Genomic DNA, 16,638 nt, shown 5'->3' with positions numbered 1-16,638 from the left:
CGTTTGCACTTCACATTCTATTATGCCAGTGATTGAACGTAATGTGAAGCAAACTTCAATGCTTCGTCCAGTTTTGTCGCGTCACGGCCTCCGGCTTGTGCCATGTCAGGACGGCCTCCACCGCCACCGCCGCAACGTGTTGCCACTTCTTTAATCAATTTCCCGGCATGGAAGCCACGGTCGTTCAAGTCTTTCGTCACCCCTGCGACGAGGTTAACCTTGTCGCCGTTCGCCGAACCGAGCAAGATGACGGCTGAACCGAGCTTGCCTTTCAATTCGTCGACCATGCCACGGAGCGCGTCCATGTCTTGTCCGTCGACGCGTTTGGCAATCAATTGGACATCGCCGAACGTTTCGATGGCGTCAGTGAGGGACGACGCTTCGATGTTCGCAAGCTTCGCTTTGAGCGATTCGCTCGCGCGTTCGAGTTCTTTCATTTCAGCTTGAAGCGCTTGGACACGTGTCGGCACTTCGAGCGGTTTTGTCTTGAGCAGTTTCGCTGCCGTCTCGAGCGTCTCAATATGCTGGTTCATCACTTCGTAAGCCCCAGCGCCTGTGACTGCCTCGATGCGACGTGTACCGGCCCCGATTCCTGACTCCGACAAGATTTTGAAGAGTCCGATTTCAGCCGTGTTGCCGACGTGACAACCACCGCAAAGCTCGACCGAGTCACCGGCCGCGACGACGCGGACGACGTCCCCATACTTCTCACCGAAGAGCGCCATCGCACCTTTCGCTTTCGCGTCGGCGATGTTCATCTCTTCGATATCAACAGCGATTGACGCCCAGATGCGTTCGTTCACTTGACGCTCGATCGACTGAAGCTCTTCAGCTGTCACTTGACCGAAGTGCGAGAAGTCGAAGCGGAGGCGATCCGGTGTCACGAGTGAACCCGCTTGGTTGACGTGCTCACCGAGCGTGTCTTTCAACGCGCGATGCAACAAATGCGTCGCCGTGTGGTTTTTGATAATCGCTTGACGTGAGTCGAAGTCGACTGTCGCCGTCACCGCGACCTCTGCCTTGGCGACACCCGATGTGACCGTGACCGTATGCAAGTTTTGGCCGTTCGGTGCTTTCGAGACGTCTTTCACGTGAAGGACGAAGTCCGACCCGACGATTTGGCCTTTGTCACCGATTTGTCCGCCGCTCTCTGCATAGAATGGCGTCTGGTCGAGGATGACTTGCGCTTCTTCGCCTGCTGCGACGACGTCGACGAGCTCACCATCGTGAATCAAGCTGATAATTTTTGCTTCCGTGCCGAGGTTCGTGTAACCGACGAATGATGACGCGAGCGTGATGTCTGCGAGTACGCCTGACTGGATTTGCATCGACTCGACGTCGGCGCGGGCTGTCCGGGCACGTTCGCGCTGGGCGTTCATCGCTTGTTTGAAGCCGTCCTCGTCGACTGAGAGGTTATGGTCTTCAGCATACTCAATCGTCAACTCGAGCGGGAAACCGTACGTATCGTAAAGACGGAATGCATCTTCTCCGCTGATGACGTTCGAACCGGCTGCTTTCTGTGCTTTCGCGACTTCGTTCAAAATGGCAAGACCGTCATGAAGCGTCTCGTGGAAACGCTCTTCTTCGTTCTTGACGACCTTCTTGATGAAGTCTTTCTTCTCACGGACTTCCGGATAGAAGTCGACCATGATGTCACCGACGACGTCGACGAGCTCATACATGAACGGACGTTCGATCCCTAGCATCTTCGCATAGCGAACGGCACGGCGGAGCAGACGACGAAGGACGTAGCCACGGCCTTCATTCGACGGGAGGGCCCCGTCACCAATCGCGAACGATACGGTCCGGATATGGTCGGCGATGACTTTGAACGCCACATCTTTGCTGCTGTCGGCGCGATACGCCTCGCCGCTGATTTTTTCTGTCTCACGGATAATCGGCATGAACAGATCGGTATCGAAGTTCGTCGGCACGTCTTGCATGACGCTCGCCATCCGCTCGAGACCCATCCCTGTATCAATGTTTTTCCGTGGGAGCTCGGTGTAGTTCCCGTGCCCGTCATGGTTGAACTGACTGAAGACGATGTTCCAGATTTCAAGGTAGCGTTCGTTCTCGCCGCCTGGGTATAGTTCCGGATCCGTCGGGTCGTCGCCGAACGCCGGTCCGCGGTCGAAGAAGATTTCCGTGTTCGGGCCAGACGGGCCTTCCCCGATTTCCCAGAAGTTCTCTTCAAGTGGGATGATGCGGTCAGCCGGAACGCCTAGTGCGAGCCAGATTTGTTTCGCTTCTTCATCTTCCGGGTGAATCGTCACCGACAGGCGGTCCGGATCGAGTCCGTACCACTCATCGCTCGTGAGGAGTTCCCAGCCCCATTTAATCGCATCTTCGCGGAAGTAGTCCCCGACCGAGAAGTTTCCGAGCATCTCGAAGAACGTATGGTGACGAGCCGTCTTCCCGACGTTCTCGATGTCGTTCGTCCGAATCGACTTCTGCGCATTGACGATGCGGGGGTTGGCAGGAATGACGCGGCCATCGAAGTATTTTTTAAGCGTCGCGACACCTGAGTTGATCCAAAGAAGCGTCGGATCCTCGACCGGTACGAGCGAGGCACTCGGCTCGACACTGTGTCCTTTTGATTTGAAGAAATCTAAATACATTTGGCGAATCTGTGCGCCAGTTAATGGTTTGAGCGGTTTCATCAACAATTCCTCCTTCAGTTTAAACGAAACGAAAAAAAGCGATGCTCATCCCTGTGGAAAGGGACGAAAGCATCGCTTCGTGGTACCACCCTCGTTCGCACGGCAAAGCCGTGCCTCGAACATCCGATAACGCGGATGAGGCGCCCAGGGTGAGTGGGGACTCCAGACTAGCTTCGGTCGACCGGACCCCCATCTTCTCACAGCCTAGGAAGATGTCTCTGGTGAGGCGGTTACGACGTACTCATTTCCTTCATCGTCTTTAATCGTTTCAGTTTTCTATTGGTCATTATCACACGTCAATCGGGAGACGTCAAGACTTGCCGCCTAGCCGCTCGACGAGTTTCGTCCGGCGCACCGGTTCCTCTTCCCGTGTCGCCGCCTCGAGCGCACGCACGTCCCCGAACAAGAGCAGGCTCTTCTTCGCCCGCGTGACGGCCGTATAAATTAAGTTGCGCGACGAGCGGAAGCCACCGTTAAAGAAGACGGGCATGAGCACGATCGGGAACTCGGACCCTTGCGACTTATGGATGGTGATGGCGTAGGCGTGGGTGAATTGGTCCCATTCGCTCCGGTTATACTCGACCTCGGTTTGATCGAAACGGATATAGATTTTATCGACCTTGTCGACGTTTTCTTTGGCGTAAAAGATATTCGTGATTTCGCCGATGTCGCCGTTGTAGACGTTCTCCTCGGCATTATTGACGAGTTGGAGCACTTTATCCCCGTTTCGATACGTCCGGTTGCCGTGCTTCACTTCCCGGGCCGCCGATTTCGGATTGAACACGTTTTGAAGTGCCTCGTTCAAGCCGTCGATGCCGCATACCCCGCGGTACGTCGGCGCGAGCACTTGGATATCGAACGGTGAATAGCCTTTTCGTAGCGCGGCCCCTGCCATTTGGCAGATGGCTTGAAGCGCCGTCTCTTGGTTAGCCGTATAGAAGCGGCGGTCCGGCAGCGCCGCGAGCAAATCGTCTGGCATCTGTTTCGCGTTGAGCGCGTGCGCTAGGCGCAGGATGCTCGACTCGGACGCCTGCCGATGAACGACATCAAGGCGGACGACCGGGATGCCGTCGGTCGCCATCAAATCGGCGAGCACTTGGCCCGGTCCGACCGAAGGCAATTGATCCCGGTCCCCGACGAAGAGAATCTTCATCCCGTTCGGCACGGCCCGGAGCAGACTTCGGAACAAGAAGATATCAATCATCGACGCCTCATCGACGATGAGCACTTTTCCGACGAGCGGATTCGTGTCATCGACTTGAAACGAACTGCCATCGAACTTCAAGAGGCGGTGAATCGTCGACGCCGGTAAGCCCGTCGACTCACTGAGCCGTTTCGCAGCTCGTCCGGTCGGTGCGGCGAGCACGAACGGGAACGGTTGATTCTGTACCGGTTCGAGCTTCCAATCGAACACATCGCTGAGCGCGTGGATGATGCCGCGGACGACGGTCGTCTTCCCGGTACCCGGTCCACCGGTGAGTACCATGAGCGGCGACTTCAAAGCGAGTTCAATCGCTTCTCGTTGTTGTTTCGCATACTCAATCGAGAACATCTCTTCGACGCGTCCGACCGCATCGAAAATCGTCGTCATATCGACGTCTTCTGTCGTCGAGGTCGACATGATGCGCGCGAGTTCTTCGGCCGCTTTTTGTTCGGCCCGGTACACGCGCGGATGATAGACGACCCCGTCTTCGACGATGACTCGCTCATCGTTCGCGAGCGTCTCGAGCGCCGAGACGAGTGCCTCACCCGGGTCGCCGCCGATGATGCGCGGCATCTCGTTCGCGAGTTGGTCGGCCGTGACGAACAGATGCCCGTTTCCTTGCTCGAGCTCGAGCACGTATAACACGGCCGCAGCAATCCGTTCCGGATGAATCCCTTGAATTCCGAAGTGAGCGGCGATGGCATCGGCCGTCTTGAAGCCGATACCAGGGACATCATACATGAGGGCGTATGGATTTTTTTCAATCGTCTCCATCGCCCGTCCTTCATACTCTTTATGAATCTTTGAGGCGAGGCGCGGTGTCACGTCGAACGGCGCCAAAAACAATAGCAACTGGTCGACCCCATACAAGATGTTCAACCGTTCGGTGATGACGCGGGCTTGTTTCTCTTTCAAGCCGTCGACGTTTGACAAAAGGCTCGGATGCTTGACGATTTGATCGATACAGTCGTCTCCGAGTGCGTCAGCAATCTTCTGGGCCGTCTTTTGTCCGATTCCAGGGAACGAACCGTTCGTTAAAAAGCGGACGGCCGCGCGCTTCGTCATCGGGACGACACGACGAATCCACTCGGCCTTCATCTGTTTCCCGAACCGGGGATGGTCGACGAGACGCCCGTGCGCTTTGTATGTCTCACCTTTTTCAATGCCGACGCCGACACCGGCGATGACCATCTCGGTCTCGTCTGTCTCAAAATTCTTTTCTTTTATACGTACGAGCGCGATCGTGTGCGCTTCTTCTTCCGATTGAAACAGGACGCGGATGACTTTTCCTGTCAACTCGTAAGGTGCTGCCATCATTCGAGCCACCTCCAGCTAGTTTTCCATCCCCCATTATAGCCCGAGTTGAAACGATAGGACAAATCGCCTAACTGAACAGGTTCAAGATGCGCTCAAGTTGATCGAGGTCGACCCGTTCCAAGATTTGAATGAGTTGATCGAGATCGATTCGGTTCAAGATCCGTTCAAGTTGATCTAAGTCCACGGTTTCAAGCAACCGTTCGAACCGTTCCAACTCGCCCGAATTGACATACCCTTCGAGCCGCTCGAACAGTTCGGTCCGCTCGATGCGGAACAATTGCTCCAAAGATGGCCGCTGAATCAACAACACGAGACCTGCGGCAACGACATGGACGCCCCAGTTGAGCACGACATGACCGAGCCGCACCGTCTGTCCGACGAACGGGATGAGCGGGATGAACGACAACTGCAACACGATGATGGCGAGCTGGATGTATGGATTTGGGATGAACCAAGCCACAATCGCGAGCAGGGCTGGTACGACCCAGGCCACCCCGACCGTCCCGAGCGTTACGGACCAAGAGCGATGAGTCGACAACACCCAATGCATGATGATACCGAGCACGAAGAACGTCGCGAATAAGACTAACAGGACGGTCGACGCCCGCTCCGACTCGACGACGACCCGGAACAACAGATTGTTTGTCCATTCGCCCGTCGCTAAACGTTCGTCGATGGCGGCAAACAGACGACCGAGCATAAACCATTCGATGATAAAAAAAACAAGGACACTGACCAGACTGATCAATCGCATACACTTCTCCCCTCTCAATTGTTATTCCATTTCCCGAACAATTGGACGGCTATGCACGTTTTTCGTCGAATCAAAGCGGGAACTGTTCGAGTGAACCTATGAAGGAGGGACTATGTATGACGAAACGTATTCCAATCAGTGGCCTGTGTGAACTCGTGTTAGAAGTGACCGATATGGCGGAGGCCGTCGACTTTTGGCACGGCAAGCTCGGACTTCCCGTCGTCGAACAATGGGTCGGTGACGATGCCGAGCCGAGCGAAGCACAGGAACAGGCGGACGAACCATGGGCGACGTGGCTCTATGTCGGGGGGAACACCCGTCTCGGCCTCTGGCTGAAACGTGATTTCACATCGGAAGAAGAATCGAATCGGCAAGAAGAGGTGACCGAGTGGGATACGCTCTATGATGAGGGCGGCGCCCACGTCCACTGCGCGTTCTATGTGCCGATGGACTCGTTCGACCAAGCGCTCGAGGTATTAGAGGCGTCAAACATCCCGACGAAGCTCCGGACGTGGGACGAAGACGAGACGGTCAACGGCAAAGAGCGCTCGGCCTACTTTAAAGACCCGAGCAAGAACGTCATCGAGCTGTATACGAAAAACATGGACGAGGCGTACGAGAAGTTCGGTGGCGAGCCCGTAAAAATCACGACGAAGCAACTCTGATTCACGTATACGCTCGACAACCCCACATGATACGATGAGAGAAAATGGAAAAGGTTGTGTTTTATGCGTTTCTTCCCAATTCTGATCATGACTGGGTTAACCGTTCTCACGCTCGGACTCTATTTCGTGTTCGATGCGTTTCCTACGCTCGACCGGCCGACTTCGTTTGCCGCCTTATCGTTTTTGTCATTCGGCGCCATGTTGCTCATCTTAACGGATGGGGTACGTCGGACCAAATCAGGAACGGGCGTCGTGTGGAGCTATATCGCGCTCACCGGCGCGTTATTCGTGACGATTTTTAATGTTTCGGTTTGGATCATCGGGGAGGTGGCGTCATGACGCTCATCTTACCAGAATGCATCACCGGCTTTTCATACGGCGACTGCCCCGCCCCCGAGTTCGATGATCAATCGTTCCGAACGGTTTGTTTCGATTACGCCCGTCGTAAAGGTGGGACGTGTAGCATCATCCTCGGGGACTCGGTCACCCCGAACTATGACCAAGCGACCATCACCATCCGTGGACGTAGCATCTATGTGCTGCTCAGCAGAGTTTATCCCGTCATCGGCATCTCAAAATATGAACCGTTTCAGTACGAGTATATCGATGTGCCCGAACTGACCGATTTGTTTCCTGATTTATATCAAATCCCATCAGCGGCGGAGTTGAATGAGCGGTTCGATTTGTCGCTACAGCCGTTTCTGAACAAGGCGGAACGCGGAGAAATCGAATATTGGGAACCAGAAACAATTGGTAACGTCATCTTCCATTATTGGGACTAACAAAAAGCGCCTCTCGCAAACACTGCGAGAAGCGCTTTATTGATTTAGTTACCGAGCAGCTCATCCATTTTCGCTTTCGCGTCATACGCGAGCGCATGGTCCGGTTGCAACTCGAGCACACGCTCGAGTTCAGCGTACGTCTTGTCTTGTTCACCGAGGAACGCGTAAGCGATCGCCAAGTTGTAGCGGGCGTCCGTATGGCTCGCGTCGAGGTCGAGCGTATGCTCGAGCGCTTCAACGGCCAGATCGAGCTGTTCGTTCTGTGCGAGCGCGAGCCCGTACTGGAACGAAATCTCGACGTCTTCCGGCGCCTGCTTCATCGCCTCGCGAAGACGTGGCAACGCCCGGACGAAGTCGCCCATCGCCTTGTACGTCAAGCCGAGCATGAAATGAAGGTCGGCGTCGTCCATCCCGGCAAGGAGTGCCTGACGAAGCGAAGCCTCCGCCAAGTCGAGCTGTTCGAGTTCATAGGCGAGCGCTCCCTTCGCATAATGCGCCGCGCCGAACGCGTTGTCGAGTTCAAGCGCCTTATCGTAAAAGACGACGGCCCGTTCATGGTCACCGATCGCTTGCAGGAGCGTACCCATATTGACGTAACCAGTCGGGTCGGTTGAGTCCGCTTCGATGGCAGCGTTGAACTGCTTGGCCGCCTGTTCAAACTCACCTTGTTGCATCGCTTGGATGCCTAATTCGTTTGCGTTCAAAATCATCACCTCATCCGATATAGTCGAGTCGTTTTCCGTTTCGATACGCTTCGTCAATCGTCGCACCGCCGAGGCAGATGTCGCCGTCATAGAAGACGACCGCTTGGCCTGGCGTGATGGCGCGTTGCGGCTCATCAAATTTCACGAGCACTTCGCCATTTTCAAGTGGTGCGATCGTCACCGGTACGTCTTGTTGACGGTAGCGGAATTTCGCCGTCGCCCGGAACTCACCTGTTGGGACGGCACCTGTCCATGACAACTTCGAGGCGAGCAACGCGTCCGAATAGAGCGCGTCATGATGGAACCCTTGGCCGACGTAGAGGATGTTTTCTTCCACGTTTTTGCCGACGACGAACCATGGATCCCCGTCGCCACCGATACCGAGACCGTGGCGTTGACCGAGCGTGTAATACATGAGTCCGTCATGGTTTCCTTTTTGTTCCCCCTCGAGCGTCTGCATGATGCCTGGTTGTGACGGCAAATACTCCGAGAGGAACTCTTTGAAGTTGCGCTCTCCGATGAAGCAGATGCCGGTCGAATCTTTTTTCTTCGCTGTCGCGAGTCCCGCTTCTTCGGCGATGACACGGACGTCTTTCTTGTCCATATGACCAATCGGGAACATCGTCCGCGCGAGTTGGTCTTGTGACAACTGGTTCAAGAAGTACGTTTGGTCTTTATTGTCATCTTTCCCACGAAGGAGTCGATGCTCACCGTCGACATACTCGACCCGTGCGTAGTGCCCGGTTGCGACAAAGTCGGCACCGAGACGAAGCGCGTGATCGAGGAACGCCTTAAACTTGATTTCCTTGTTACACATGACGTCCGGGTTCGGCGTCCGTCCGAGACGGTACTCGGCCAAGAAGTATTCGAATACGCGGTCCCAATATTCTTTTTCGAAGTTGACCGCGTAATAAGGGATTCCGATTTGGTTCGCGACCGCGATGACATCTTCATAGTCTTCGGTCGCCGTACAGACACCGTTCTCGTCCGTATCATCCCAGTTTTTCATAAAGATTCCGATGGCGTTATAGCCCTGCTCTTTCAGCAGATGGGCCGTCACCGATGAATCGACGCCGCCTGACATCCCGACGACGACCGTCGTCTCAGCAGGGGCTTTTGTGCGTAAGTTCATTCGTTATCTCACTCCGTTCGTGAATGTCGAGACGACCTCAGAGAGTCGTTCGGCGAGCCGTTCCACGTCTTCGACCGAGTTGCCGTGTCCAAAGCTGATGCGGACGGACTGTTTCGTCCGTTCCGACGTCCCGAACATCGCCGTCAATACGTGTGACGGTTCGATCGACCCGGCCGTGCAGGCACTGCCGCTCGAGATGGCAAAACCGCGCATATCCATCATGATCAGGAACGGTTCGAGCTCGATGCCCGGGAGATACAAGTTGACGATGTGCGGCAAGCGATTCGCCCCGTTCACGTCATACTCGACTCCAAGTTCATCGAGTCGCCCGAAGAGCGCCTCAGCCATTTGCTGATACGTGCTCACCCGTTCGGCCTGTTCGATTTTGGCCAGTTCGGCCGCTTGTTGGAACCCGACGGCACCCGGAACGTTTTCCGTGCCGGCTCGACGTTTCCGTTCTTGTTGTCCTCCAAAAGAACGCGTCGCTAATTTTACACCTGTTTTCATAAAAAGAAAACCGATACCTTTCGGGCCGTTGATTTTATGGGCCGAGGCCGACAATAAATCGACACCGAGCGCCTTAACGTCAATCGTTTCCGTACCGAGCGCTTGGACCGCGTCCGTATGGAAATAGGCCTGATGGTCGGCGAGGAGCGCCCCGATTTCCGCAATCGGTTGCAATGTGCCGACCTCGTTGTTGCCGTACATGACCGAGACGAGAATCGTATCGTCCCTGAGCGCAGCACGAACGGAGTCAAGCGTCACCGCACCCGTCGCGTCGACATCGAGATACGTCACATCAAAGCCTTCCCGTTCGAGTTGCTCCATCGCGTGCAAGACGGCGTGGTGTTCGACTTTCGTCGTAATCAAATGTTTGCCTTTATGTTGATTCGCGTACGCCGCGCCGAACAACGCATAGTTGTCCGACTCGGTCCCACCCGACGTGAAGACGATCTCGTTCGAGGTCGCCCCGATCCACGTGGCGAGTGTCCGGCGTGAAGCGTCTAACGCGGCGCGGGCCGTCCGTCCGATGCCGTGGATGCTCGACGGATTACCGTATTGTTCGAGCAAATACGGCGTCATCGCCTCGAGCACCTCCGGACGCATCGGTGTCGTTGCGGCATGATCAAAGTAGTTCATATTCGTTCACCTCACCTTTAAATATAGAACATATAGCCGTCTGAATCTTCTTCAGCAAGATCGGCAAGTGTCGTCTCTTCGAGCACTTTCTCGATTGCGGCTTTGATTTTATCCCATAGCTTCCGTTTCACGGCGTCATCTGCCTCTGAATCTTCGACAATCGTGAGCGGGCCTTCGAGCAGACGGATGATTTCTCCAGCCGTGATGTCCGTCGCCGGTTTGACGAGCTGATAGCCGCCATACGCCCCGCGCACGCTCTTGACGAGACCACCGTTGCGGAGTGGACCGATCAATTGCTCTAAGTAATGTTCCGGCAGTTCATGCCGGGCCGCAATCTTTTTCAAGCTGAGCGGTTTGTTGTCCGTTTCCCGAGCCAGTGCGATCATGATCGTCAATCCATAACGACCTTTTGTAGATATTTTCATCTTCATGTCTCCTTCTGCTATACTAATCGAACAAACGTTTGTCGAAAGGAATGTGTACGTATGAGTGATTTATTTCAGCAATCGAATAGCGGCCCACTCGCCAATCGGATGCGGCCGGAAACGTTAGACGAAGTCATCGGTCAACGCCACATCATCGGCGAAGGCAAATTGTTGCGCCGGGCCATCGAGGCCGACCGTCTCGGCACGATCATCCTGTATGGACCGCCGGGAACGGGCAAGACGACGCTCGCCCGCGTCATTTCAAATTATACGAAAGCGACGTTCGTCCAATTGAACGCCGTCACGGCCAAACTTGATGAACTACGAAGTGTCATCCGTGAGGCCGAGTCCCGGTTCGACTTCGAACAAGAACGAACGATTTTATTTTTAGACGAGATTCATCGTTTCAATAAATTGCAGCAAGACGCCCTGCTCCCGGCACTCGAGGCCGGAAAGCTCATCTTGATCGGGGCGACGACCGAAAACCCGAGTTTCGAGGTCAACGCGGCGTTGCTGTCGCGCGCGACCGTGTTTCGGCTCGAACCGCCTGGACCAGACGAACTTCGTGTCGTTTTGGAACGGGCTCTAGCTGATAAAAAAGGACTTGGCAATTATCCGGTCAAGATTGAGGAAGCCGCCGTGGAGCATTATATCAAAATGGCGGACGGTGACTACCGCGTGCTGTTGAACGCGCTCGAACTGGCCGTGTTGACGACACCCGAGATTGACGGCAAAATCGACATCACGCTCGAAGTCGCCGAAGAGTCGATTCAACAAAAAGCAATCAAGTACGACAAGACGGGCGACCGGCATTATGACGTCATCTCGGCGTTCATCAAGTCGATTCGTGGCTCAGACCCGGACGCGGCTCTATACTGGCTCGCCGTCATGATCGAGGCCGGTGAATCACCGCGCTTCATCATGCGCCGGCTCTACGTCCATGCGGCCGAAGATATCGGGCTCAGTGACCCGAACGCGCTCGTCATCGTCGATGCGGCCGCCCGCGCGAGCGAACATGTCGGTTTCCCGGAAGCGCGCATCCCGATGGCACAGGCCGTCCTTTATCTTGCGACGGCACCGAAATCGAACGCGGTCATCACCGCCATCGACAAGGCGATTCATCACGTCCGTACCGTCGAGGGCGGTCCGGTCCCGGTCCATCTCCGCGACGCCCATAGCCCGGGTGCCCGTGAGCTCGGCAACGGTGCCGGCTACAAATACCCGCACGACGAGAAAGATGGCTACGTCCCGCAAAACTATTGGCCCGAGAATCTGGCCCGGAAACGTCCTAAATATTATACGCCGACGAGCCGTGGCTTCGAGCAACAGCTGCAAAAACGGCTCGACTATTGGGAAAAACGACGCTGACTCTGATGAGCCGGCGTCGTTTTTTCATTTCTGGATGCGGTTGATCTCGACACCCGCTGTCTCGAGCATTTGATTGATGACATAGCCCGCAGCGACGAGGCCTGCGACCGACGGGACGAACGCGTTCGAACTCGGCGGCATCTTCGCTTTACGGATCGGGGCATCTTTCTTCCCGACGACCTCGTTCACGTCTTCGCGTGTCACGATCGGTGACTCGTCCGAGAAGACGACCGGGACGCCTTTATGGATACGCTCTTTACGGAGACGTGTCCGGACCATCTTGGCGATCGGGTCGTACGTCGTATCCTTGATGTCGACGACTTTGATGCGCGTCGGGTCCATCTTGTTGGCCATGCCCATGCTCGAGATGACCGGGATGCCCCGGCGTTTGCACTCGACGATCAAATGAATCTTATAGATAATCGTGTCCGAAGCGTCGATGACGAAATCGAGGTCTTGGGCGAAGAATTCTTCGAACGTCTCTTCCGTATAGAACATTTTCAGTTTGACGAGCTCGAGCTCCGGGTTGATGTCGAGGAGACGTGTTCCCATCGCTTCGACTTTCGGTTGCCCGACCGTCGACAAGAGCGCGTGGATTTGGCGGTTGACGTTCGTGATGTCGATGTCATCCTTATCGACGAGGACGATGCGTCCGACTCCGCTCCGGGCAAGTGCCTCGGCCGCGAACGACCCGACACCGCCGACACCGAGGATGGCGACCGTCTTACCTTTTAATGCTTCTAAACCTTCTTGACCGATGGCCAACTCATTACGTGAAAACTGGTGTAACATACTCTTCCTCCAAATGAATCCTATTTTCTCACACTATTTTACTCGGAATTATAATCAAAAAAAAGACGTCTAGCGACGTTTTTACAATAAAATCGATGGGACCCGGAGTGCCGTGACGATGCCCTGCTTTTGAACCTGCTTAAGCAGGTGGGTGACCTAGCATCCCCTTCACAAGTCCTCCTGCACGTGATGAGGCAGTTGATCTGGATGGCAGTTCGGTCTCCCGTATTCAAAGTGTTGGCTCAAAATAACGAAGGCGGCTCTCGTACACCTCAGGTATCCCATCTGTTGCCCTTACTATAGCACTGTCTGTAAAAAGAAGTCAATCAGAAACGACGACTTCTTATGACAGTTTCGTCACAACCAGCTGTTACGAAACGCACCGGTCGGGTCGTACGTATCTTGTTGCCGCGTGACGTTGAAACGGCGATCTCTCGAGTCGTTGCCGACGCCGGCCTGGTACGCCCAATTGCCGGTATTGCTGGCAACATCATAGTCGATCAGCATCGATTCGAAATACGACGCGCCGATACGCCAGTCCTGCCCGAGCTCTTTCGCAAAATAGCTCGCGACGATTTGACGCCCCCGGTTTGACATCCATCCCGTCGCGTTCAATTCGCGCATGAACGCATCGACGAAGTCGACGCCCGTCTCTCCCGCTTGCCAACGCCCGATGACGTCATCGTCCACGCGCCATGTCTTCTGTTTCGAACGGATGCCTTGGGCGCGGAACAGTCGTTTCCCTTGCTCGAGGGCGACCCATTGGAAGAACTCGCGCCAGAGCAGCTCGAAATAGAGCCAATACGTCGACTCGTTCGCCCCGTGTGACCGCTCATGTTGCTCGAGCTCGTGCAGCACCCGGCGCGGTGACAACGAGCCGTTGGCAAGATAAGCCGACAGTTTCGATGAGTCGTCGACCCTTAAGCCGTTCCGTGTCTCTTTATACGTCCGGACCGGACCGGCCAAATATGCCGCGAGTCGCTCTCGCCCCGCCCGTTCCCCGCCTCGAAACGGAAACGCAGTCCGTGCGTCATGCTCCGGCTGTTCATAAGCGACCGGAAAATCGACCGCATACGGTTCCTTCGCAGGTGAGCGCTCAATCAAGCGGTCCGGTCTTGCATCGGCTTCCATCGCTTTCCGAAACTCGGTGAAGAGGAATGGTAGTTTCTCGAACGGAATCTCGTCGCGTGGATAGAGCGTGAACCCGTCGAACGCTTGACAATCACCCCGCCACGCGTTCATGACCTCACGTTCGCGCCTCCGTTCGTTATAGCCGATCGACCGTTGGAACAACAGGCGGTCAGTCGGTTCGAACATGTCGAGCGGATGACCGACATGGACGAAGATCGGGATGCCGAGCGCTGCAAGCGTACCGGCCAAGTCGTCGAGTGACTCGTTCAAAAACTGAAGTCGCCGTGGGCCGAGCGGCGTATGGCCGAACCGGTTTTCAATGAGCTCTTCTTGTGGAATGATGTAGTGACCTTCAATCGGATCGTCATGCCGGAGCGCCTCCTCGAGCGGACGATGGTCGTCGACCCGTAAATCATTTTGATACCAGATAATCGTCTTCATATAGTTCGCCTCCTCCCCTCATTATGGAACATGAATCCCGGTGTTCGCTTAGACGAAACTGTACGAAACATGTTTTCATTTCTGGAACGGGTGGAATATACATCATTAGAACAGAAAGGGGTGCAGCAACATGGCTAGAAAAGGTAAATTTGGTACACTCATTAAAGTCGCGACGGCGGTCGCACCGTTTGTCTACGATTACTATAAAAAGAACAAAGCAAAAAAAGCATCGACACCTAAAAAGTGAGCCAAGCGCTTCGGACCTCGTCCGAGGCGTTTTTTTCTTGTCGTGAAACCAGATATGATATGATGATGGAACATTTTAGGGAATCGAGGCGACCATCATGCACGCGGTATGGGTACAATCTTTACGAATCAGTTTGAAGTGGGCGTTATTCATGGGTGGTCTATTCTTGCTCGCCCTCGGATCTTCGATGATGATCACGGCCGATCTCGGCGTATCGACATGGGACGTGCTCCATCTCGGGCTCGCCCGTCACACCCCGATTTCTGTCGGGACGATCATCTTGCTCGTCGGTCTCTCGCTCGTCTTCTGCAAGTACATACTGGACCGGATTCGGCCCCAGTTCGGGACGCTCGTCAACGCCGTCTTCGTCGGCGTGTTTATGAACTTGATTCTCGACCATCAGTGGTTGCCGCAACTTGACGGCATCGCACTCAATATCGCCTGGCTTATCCTTGGCATCTTCGTCATCGGGATGGGTGCCGGCTTGTACGTCGCCATCGGCTATGGGGCCGGCCCACGGGACGGGTTGACGCTCGCTTTGGCCGACCGATTCAACACATCGGTCCGTATGATGCGGACATGGATGGAACTGACGGCTTGCCTCATCGGTTGGGTGCTCGGCGGACCGGTCTTTTTCGGAACGGTGCTGTCAATCTTCTTGATTGGCCCGTTCTTCCAGTTTTGGCTTGAACAGTTCCGGCGCCTCGTCTCGGTCATCGACCGGGCGAAAGTGGCCGCATAAAAAGAGAGGAAATCGGACACAGTCCGGTCTCCTCTCTTTTCTTTACGTTATGGGACGAGGACGATTTTTCCGAACTTGCCCCGTTGCTTGAAGTACGTCTGCGCGTCCCGTGCCTCAACGAGCGGGAACGTCCGGTCGACGAGTGGCCGACTCTTCCCGGCTTCAATCGCCTCGAGCATCGCTTGGAACTCGGCCCGCGTACCGAGCACGGATCCATACATGGTGATATGTTTCAAATACATCGTCCGGAAGTCGAGGTTCGTCTGTTGCCCACCGGCCGATCCGGAAATACAGAACTTGCCGCCATTTTTCAACACCTCGAGCGATGTCGTGAACAAGGCGTCGCCGACGACATCGAGCACGGCATCGACCGGTCCGCCGTTCGCCTCAAGAATCTCATCGGCGAGTGTCTCGGAGCGATATGAAAAGACACGGCTCGCTCCAAGTTCTTTCAGCTTCGCTTCATCTTTCAAATCGCCGACGATAGCAAATACGTTCGCGCCATGCACATTCGCCGCGATTTGGACGTTGAACGAACCGACCCCGCCGCTTGCACCGGTGACGACAATCGTCTGCCCCGGCTGAATCTCAATCTGTTCATTCATATGCCACGCCGTCAACCCGCTCACCGTGAAGACGGCGCTATCGACGAAACTGTCGAGCGGCATATCGTAACAGAGTGCGGCCGGCCAAGCGACATATTCGGCATAACCGCCATCGTACTCGGAACCGATGAACGACATATCGTCAGCGATATGCTCTTCCCCGTCCTGCCCGCTCGATGTGAACGGGAACAGGATGATACGACGTCCTACCATCGTCTCCTCGACCCCGCTGCCGACTTTCACGACTTCCCCGGTGATATCTGAACCCGGGACCCGTGGGAACTGGACCCCTTCCGGCCGCCAGCCTGACTCTTTGTCCGTCCCATACGCCCCTTCTCGCATCCAAATCTCGGTATTGTTAATCCCGCACGCCTTCACACGCACGAGCACTTCTCCTTGTTTTAGGCTCGGAATCGCGACATCGACGACTTGTAATTGATCGACGTCACCGTAACCGATGACCTGTATTGCTTTCATCACTTGTTTTCCTCCTCATCACAACTATATTCCTGTCTATACCCCACTAACG

Annotated in this window: 15 protein-coding genes and 1 other RNA gene; 5 read left to right on the top strand and 11 right to left on the bottom strand. The window is 55.1% G+C overall.

Annotation, left to right across the window (positions count from 1 at the left end; genetic code table 11):
* Nucleotides 1-20: 20 nt before the first annotated feature.
* The 3 genes from alaS to KNP85_RS11370 all read right to left on the bottom strand — a co-directional run bounded on the left by alaS (nt 21) and on the right by KNP85_RS11370 (nt 5,935).
* Nucleotides 21-2,660 carry an alanine--tRNA ligase gene (alaS, locus tag KNP85_RS11380; RefSeq protein WP_214803114.1) on the bottom strand — a complete coding sequence of 880 codons (2,640 nt, stop codon included), beginning with the start codon at nt 2,658-2,660 and terminating at the stop codon, nt 21-23.
* Between the two features lie 310 nt (nt 2,661-2,970).
* A complete protein-coding gene (recD2, locus tag KNP85_RS11375) occupies nt 2,971-5,178 on the bottom strand; it encodes an SF1B family DNA helicase RecD2 (RefSeq protein WP_034797288.1) in 2,208 nt (735 codons plus the stop codon).
* 70 nt (nt 5,179-5,248) lie between these two features.
* Entirely contained in the window at nt 5,249-5,935 is a 687-nt protein-coding gene (locus tag KNP85_RS11370; RefSeq protein WP_021066927.1) for a magnesium and cobalt transport protein CorA, read from the bottom strand.
* Between the two features lie 116 nt (nt 5,936-6,051).
* On the opposite strand from KNP85_RS11370, the gene KNP85_RS11365 reads away from it, so the two are divergent.
* The 3 genes from KNP85_RS11365 (at nt 6,052) to KNP85_RS11355 (ending at nt 7,382) form a co-directional block, all read left to right on the top strand.
* Nucleotides 6,052-6,600 (top strand): VOC family protein, encoded by a 549-nt coding sequence (locus tag KNP85_RS11365; RefSeq protein ID WP_021066926.1) that lies wholly within the window; start codon nt 6,052-6,054, stop codon nt 6,598-6,600.
* Between the two features lie 63 nt (nt 6,601-6,663).
* On the top strand, nt 6,664-6,939 hold the full coding sequence (locus KNP85_RS11360) for a hypothetical protein (RefSeq protein WP_058763256.1): 276 nt from the start codon (nt 6,664-6,666) through the stop codon (nt 6,937-6,939).
* Nucleotides 6,936-7,382, top strand: coding sequence for a hypothetical protein (locus KNP85_RS11355; protein WP_021066924.1), 447 nt, complete (start codon nt 6,936-6,938; stop codon nt 7,380-7,382). Before KNP85_RS11360 ends, KNP85_RS11355 begins: the two co-directional genes overlap by 4 nt.
* Before the next feature lie 44 nt (nt 7,383-7,426).
* Here KNP85_RS11355 and KNP85_RS11350 read toward each other — a convergent pair whose 3' ends face one another.
* From KNP85_RS11350 to cymR, 4 genes are read right to left on the bottom strand one after another with little or no spacing between them, the layout of a single operon-like run.
* Nucleotides 7,427-8,092, bottom strand: coding sequence for a tetratricopeptide repeat protein (locus tag KNP85_RS11350; RefSeq protein ID WP_201455023.1), 666 nt, complete (start codon nt 8,090-8,092; stop codon nt 7,427-7,429).
* Between the two features lie 4 nt (nt 8,093-8,096).
* Nucleotides 8,097-9,218: a tRNA 2-thiouridine(34) synthase MnmA gene (gene mnmA, locus KNP85_RS11345; protein WP_214803106.1), complete on the bottom strand. Its 1,122-nt coding sequence runs from the start codon at nt 9,216-9,218 to the stop codon at nt 8,097-8,099.
* A gap of 3 nt (nt 9,219-9,221) precedes the next feature.
* Nucleotides 9,222-10,358 (bottom strand): cysteine desulfurase family protein, encoded by a 1,137-nt coding sequence (locus KNP85_RS11340; protein WP_058763255.1) that lies wholly within the window; start codon nt 10,356-10,358, stop codon nt 9,222-9,224.
* A gap of 17 nt (nt 10,359-10,375) precedes the next feature.
* Nucleotides 10,376-10,783, bottom strand: coding sequence for a cysteine metabolism transcriptional regulator CymR (gene cymR / locus KNP85_RS11335; protein ID WP_058763254.1), 408 nt, complete (start codon nt 10,781-10,783; stop codon nt 10,376-10,378).
* 60 nt (nt 10,784-10,843) lie between these two features.
* Between cymR and KNP85_RS11330 the strand changes: the two genes are divergently transcribed.
* Nucleotides 10,844-12,151 carry a replication-associated recombination protein A gene (locus KNP85_RS11330; protein ID WP_021066919.1) on the top strand — a complete coding sequence of 436 codons (1,308 nt, stop codon included), beginning with the start codon at nt 10,844-10,846 and terminating at the stop codon, nt 12,149-12,151.
* 24 nt (nt 12,152-12,175) lie between these two features.
* Here KNP85_RS11330 and KNP85_RS11325 read toward each other — a convergent pair whose 3' ends face one another.
* From KNP85_RS11325 to KNP85_RS11315, 3 genes are all read right to left on the bottom strand, one after another.
* A complete protein-coding gene (locus tag KNP85_RS11325) occupies nt 12,176-12,943 on the bottom strand; it encodes a tRNA threonylcarbamoyladenosine dehydratase (RefSeq protein WP_021066918.1) in 768 nt (255 codons plus the stop codon).
* A 95-nt stretch (nt 12,944-13,038) separates the two neighbouring features.
* Nucleotides 13,039-13,225, bottom strand: a non-coding RNA gene (ssrS, locus tag KNP85_RS11320) — 6S RNA.
* 75 nt (nt 13,226-13,300) lie between these two features.
* Nucleotides 13,301-14,515 carry a DASH family cryptochrome gene (locus KNP85_RS11315; RefSeq protein WP_214803104.1) on the bottom strand — a complete coding sequence of 405 codons (1,215 nt, stop codon included), beginning with the start codon at nt 14,513-14,515 and terminating at the stop codon, nt 13,301-13,303.
* A 344-nt stretch (nt 14,516-14,859) separates the two neighbouring features.
* Here KNP85_RS11315 and KNP85_RS11310 point away from each other — a divergent pair, with 344 nt between their 5' ends.
* On the top strand, nt 14,860-15,504 hold the full coding sequence (locus KNP85_RS11310) for a YczE/YyaS/YitT family protein (RefSeq protein WP_214803102.1): 645 nt from the start codon (nt 14,860-14,862) through the stop codon (nt 15,502-15,504).
* Between the two features lie 47 nt (nt 15,505-15,551).
* Here KNP85_RS11310 and KNP85_RS11305 read toward each other — a convergent pair whose 3' ends face one another.
* A complete protein-coding gene (locus KNP85_RS11305; protein ID WP_214803099.1) occupies nt 15,552-16,586 on the bottom strand; it encodes a zinc-binding dehydrogenase in 1,035 nt (344 codons plus the stop codon).
* Between the last annotated feature and the right edge of the window lie 52 nt (nt 16,587-16,638).

The sequence above is a fragment of the Exiguobacterium sp. s194 genome, assembly GCF_018618275.1.
In the GTDB taxonomy this organism is placed as follows: Bacteria; Bacillota; Bacilli; order Exiguobacteriales; family Exiguobacteriaceae; genus Exiguobacterium; species Exiguobacterium chiriqhucha.
Note: the sequence above shows the minus strand (reverse complement) of the source record. Positions and strands in the feature narration are given on the sequence as shown.